Source organism: Rubrivivax albus (assembly GCF_004016515.1).
Taxonomy (GTDB): Bacteria; Pseudomonadota; Gammaproteobacteria; order Burkholderiales; family Burkholderiaceae_C; genus Rubrivivax; species Rubrivivax albus.
This window is the reverse complement of record NZ_SACT01000024.1, coordinates 1-4561: the sequence shown is the minus strand read 5'-3', so window position 1 is coordinate 4561 and position 4561 is coordinate 1. Positions and strand designations below refer to the sequence as shown.

Here is a 4561-nt window from a genome sequence, read left to right as displayed (position 1 = left end):
CGGTTCAACGAGACGGTCGAACGGACCGTCAACAGCCAACAGCGGCCGCGCTCCACCATCTTGGGATATTGTTGGTTCCGCGCGGCCACTGTTGCCTGCTGACGGCCGCTCACCTCAACGTTAGGCCTCAGAGTCCGCATGCTCGCCGACCTCGCGCCCTATGCCCTTGTATGCGTTGCAGCGGTAGTTGCCTGGGTTGTCATCAGCGAACTCATCCATACGCGCAGGCTAGATCGAATTCGCGAGGAGGCGATAGCCGCGTTTCGCTCTGCTACCGTGGAAGCTGAAGAGCCGCGACTCAAGTTTCGAGGGTCCGATGCTTTAATCCTCAAAGTCGAAGAGTCCCCCAATCCCCATCGAAATCCAGCTGCTTGGTTCACGCTCACCATCTTTGCGCGCAACGAGCACTTTGAGTACTTCATGTTCAAGTCAACGAGGCCCAAGCCGCTCGTGAAGCACATGTCCCATCGCATCGCCAAGCACATGCTGGGAGATAAGTACGAGCCACCGCCTCTTGCTGAGGCCTAACCCCTCGTTGCAGCCGACCCGCTCCGGCAGGCAGCGTAAGGCTGGTCCGCGGCACTCGTGCTATTTTCGCGAACCAGCCTTACGCTGCCTGCCTGCGCGGGCGGCTGAACTCGAACGTTAGGCAGCACATGGAAGCGCCGCCGCCCGTCCCCCGCCTTCGTCAATACGGAAGACCATGCCGAGCGAAATCAGAGCCTTCTTCGAGTGCTACCGAAGCGCCTTCAATGCACTGGATGGCAAGGCCGTAGCGGACCTCTACGCAGAACCTTCGGGCATCGCGCAGGACGCGGCTTACACCCATTGGCCGACCATGAAGCCAGTGGCCGAGAACATGATCGCTCTCTGCGAGATCTACAAGAACAAGGGCTTCATCCGCGCTGAATTCGAGCCCGGACTGTTCATTGACCAAGGTGAGAACCACGCCGTAGCCGACGTGCATTGGCGAATCGACTGGAATGCAGGTCAAGAACCATGGCGCTTCAAGACCACGTACAACTTGGTACGCACCTCGGAAGGCTGGCGGGTTCTTCTCTGTACAGCCTACTCAGAAGCTGCGCTTCACCAGGCTGAGAGTGCTGCCTAACCCCTCGCTCAAGCGCCGACGCGCAACGGCACGGCACCTGGCCCGCGAAGCGCCCGTTGTCTATCATGCTCTTCGCGGGCCAGGCGCCGCGCCGCTGCGCGCGGCTTAGCTCGAACGTTAGGCGTCACACAAGCCTCCCATCCGCTCTATCACCATGAATCGAAATCAACGGGGAGAACTGTACTTTGGCGCGGTTCTGATCCTTGCCGTACTTGGCGCGGTCGCCCTCGTGGTCGCTCTGTGGCTTTGGCCAAAATACCGTGTTTATGCTGAAGAGCTTGCTGGCGAGGCAAGACTCAAAGAAGCGGAGTGGTCAAAGCAGATCTTGATTGAAGAGGCGAAGGCCCAGCAACAGGCATCGCTGCTGCAAGCTCAGACCAAAATCACCTTGGCCAAGGCCCAAGGACAAGCTGAGATCGAAAGAGCCAAGGCGACCGCAGAGGCGAATCGAATCATCGGAGAGTCGCTCAAGGGCAACGAGGCCTACCTTCGCTACCTTTGGATCGAAGGTCTGAAGGAAGGCAAGGGCGAGCGCATCTACATTCCCACAGAGGCTGGCTTGCCAATCCTAGAAGCGGGCCGAGGCGCGATAGTCGGCCGAGAGAAGTGACGCCTAACCCCTCGCTCAAGGGCCCAGGCGCCGCGCCGCTGCGCGCGGCTTAGCTCAAACGTTAGGCAGCACGCGGACTCGCGCGAAGGTTGGTCGTGCGGTTCGAGCTCAAGTGCGGCTTCGCCGGGAAAGAACAGCCCCAAGCGCGGCAAAGCCGCGGCGTCCTGTTCAAGGCGTATCGGCACGCCGGTCGTACGCACAGTAGGGCTGAAGTCATCTGCTCCTGCGAGATGTTGCTCTTGAAGGCAGAAGACCGAATACAAGTCTGGGGCCCACCGCCTAGGGCAGGTCGTTCCCGTTGGTGGGGCAGCGCGCGCGGCGGGGCAGGGTTCGCGGGCGCGGAATCCGGTCTCACCCGCAGGCTCGGGCGCAAGTGCTGCCGTGGCTCAGTCTCGCGGTGTGGTCGGAGCGCACCTGCCAACGTTGTGCCGGAGAGTGCTGCCTAACCCCTCGCTCAAGGCGGGACGCGCAACGGCTTGGCACCTGGGCCGCGAAGCCGGGTTTGGTTATCCTCGGCCACGCGGCCCAGGCGCCAAGCCGCCGCGCGCCCCTTAGCTCGAACGTTAGGCGTCGCAGGCGCCGGGTCCACTACATCACTTCAGGGAGATCAAATTGCGCAGACGTTTCTTGGGTGCACTTGCAGTCGTGGCCGTTGTCATCTCGGGTTGTGCAACCTATCAACCAGTTCCTGAGGGGTACAGCGGACCGAAAGCTGTTCTTGTCGACAGCGGGAAGTACGAAGATGGCAGCAAGGCTCAATTGTTCGCGGCAGTCGAGGTGGACGGGAACCAGATCGAGAACAGCTTTGGTGCATCAGCCTACGCGAGTCAAGGCCGAGGTTTTTCGCTGACCATGGCCGTGACCGAACGTGAGGTTCCGGCAAGACCCATGAAGGTAACCTTGCGAGCCAGCCATACGACGGCTGCTCCTATCCACGCTATCGCTAGCCAGTTGGCGGGGACCTTCTTCTCAGTCGAAGGCACCGTTGACTTCGAGCCCAAACCAAACGTTCGGTACGTCGTCCGCGGTGAGTTGAAGAAAGGGGCGTCCTCTGTCTGGATCGAAGAGGCTCTTTCGGGTCAACCTGTGACAAGGAAGGTCACGGAGTAGAGCGACGCCTAACACCTCGCTCAAGCGCCGACGCGCAACGGCACGGCGCCTGGCCCGCGAAGCGCCTGTGGTCTATCCTGCGCCTCGCGGGCCAGGCGCCGCGCCGCCGCGCGCGGCTTAGCTCGAACGTTAGGCGTCAAAACCAACCGCTTCTGCCTCACATAAACCGAGAATACCGTGTCCGCATTCGCCGATATTGATTGGTTCTCGCCGACGTTCTTGCCGATGGCGGTTGCTTTACTCGCTGGATTGGCAGCGAGACTTGGAGTCTTTACAGCAAAGAACTACAAGGCGCTGACAGTCGCTATTGCCGCCGTGGTAGGCTTCGCATATGCGCTCCTAATGGACCCTTCGAACACACAACTGTCTCTCGATAGAGTGATTGCGCAACGGTTTGTAATCGGGCTTCTCGTCGGTGGAATCACTTGGGGCTGGATGCACTTCATGTCGGTTGGCCCGCAGTTCAGAGCTAGCCAACCAGGGCAGAAGCCAAACCACAAGTGAGTCGCACTTCCAACCACATCTACTGCAGAGATCTCGCCTGGGCTCCAGACTACTGAATGACTTACAAGGATGGCCCAGCCTTGTTGACGCCTAACCCCTCGCTCAAGCGGAGCGCCAACGGCAGGCCACCAGGCCCAGGCTGGCGGTACGCGGTACATTTTCGCCAGCCCGGGCCTGGCGTCCTGCCGCCGTCACCCGCTTAGCTCGAACGTTAGGCATCACAGTCGGCCCCGCTCAATGTCCGCCACGCTGCAGAAATACCTCCAGAGCCGAGGCTTCTCCGAAGTTGAGACGCAGGGTTTGTCAACTCCTGGCTTGAAGCGCAAGACATACGAGAACGGCGAGTTTCGGCTTCACTTGATACGGGAGCGGGACACTGAAACCTACGCTCAAGTCGGGCCGCTAGGAAGACCAGATGAAGTCATCTTTCTCACAGGGGCGGTGGCGTACTTGACAGGTGATGACTCGGTCACCAGGAAGCCCATCAGTCCCGAGGCGCTACTCGAACTACACCACACCGAGATCGCGGAGATGTTCAAGCGTTCGCCAGAGGGCCAGGTCGCCCTGGCGCAGTACTTCGACTGGCAAACTCAGTTCGCTGTACGGGAACAAGCGCGCTTGTGCGCCTTGGCCGAAGAAGTGCAGGCCCGGCGCAAGCCTTGGTGGCGCCTGTGGTAGCGGTATTTCGGTACCGAAGGTGCAGTGATGCCTAACCCCTCGCTCAAGCGCCGACGCGCTACGGCAGGCCGCCTTGCCCGCGAAGCCGTGTATGTTCATCATCGGCCACGCGGGCAAGGCGTCCTGCCTCCGCGCGCGGCTTAGCTCGAACGTTAGGCCTCGCTTGGCGGCGTTGTGGTCATCGGTCAATACGGCTCGCGCCAGGGCGCTCGCCACGCAAACGCCGCCAAGCGCGCTGCGATCGAGAGCTTTGCCTGTTCGCGACATGCCGTCGCGTCCGCCGTTGTCGTTGTTCGCTGTTCATTGGCCGCGTATGCGCTTGCGCGGAGAGGTGTGCTGTTCGTCAATGCTGCAGTCTTCGTCCGTCGCTTGCGCTCGGCGCGGGTCCAGTGGTTGCGTCTTACAGCGTCGCTTAGGCGCGCCGAGCGCGCGCTGCGCTCAGGCGGGCGGGCCTAACCCTTCGCTCAAGCACGGACCCGCAACGGCATGCGCCCTGGCCCGCGAAACGCCCGTTGTCTATCATGCGTCTCGCGGGCCAGGGCGCATGC

General features: G+C 61.2%; 6 protein-coding genes. All 6 read left to right on the top strand.

What is annotated here, in order from left to right:
- The first annotated feature begins 138 nt into the window (after nt 1–138).
- The 6 genes from ENE75_RS24450 to ENE75_RS24425 all read left to right on the top strand — a co-directional run bounded on the left by ENE75_RS24450 (nt 139) and on the right by ENE75_RS24425 (nt 4013).
- Nucleotides 139–528 (top strand): hypothetical protein, encoded by a 390-nt coding sequence (locus ENE75_RS24450; RefSeq protein WP_128201697.1) that lies wholly within the window; start codon nt 139–141, stop codon nt 526–528.
- A gap of 175 nt (nt 529–703) precedes the next feature.
- Nucleotides 704–1111 carry a nuclear transport factor 2 family protein gene (locus tag ENE75_RS24445; protein ID WP_128201695.1) on the top strand — a complete coding sequence of 136 codons (408 nt, stop codon included), beginning with the start codon at nt 704–706 and terminating at the stop codon, nt 1109–1111.
- Between the two features lie 154 nt (nt 1112–1265).
- Nucleotides 1266–1721: a hypothetical protein gene (locus ENE75_RS24440; protein WP_128201693.1), complete on the top strand. Its 456-nt coding sequence runs from the start codon at nt 1266–1268 to the stop codon at nt 1719–1721.
- A gap of 612 nt (nt 1722–2333) precedes the next feature.
- Nucleotides 2334–2831, top strand: a complete 498-nt coding sequence (locus ENE75_RS24435) for a hypothetical protein (protein ID WP_158289092.1) — start codon at nt 2334–2336, stop codon at nt 2829–2831.
- A gap of 177 nt (nt 2832–3008) precedes the next feature.
- On the top strand, nt 3009–3335 hold the full coding sequence (locus ENE75_RS24430; RefSeq protein WP_128201689.1) for a hypothetical protein: 327 nt from the start codon (nt 3009–3011) through the stop codon (nt 3333–3335).
- A 237-nt stretch (nt 3336–3572) separates the two neighbouring features.
- Nucleotides 3573–4013, top strand: coding sequence for a hypothetical protein (locus ENE75_RS24425; RefSeq protein WP_128201687.1), 441 nt, complete (start codon nt 3573–3575; stop codon nt 4011–4013).
- The last annotated feature ends 548 nt before the right edge of the window (nt 4014–4561 follow it).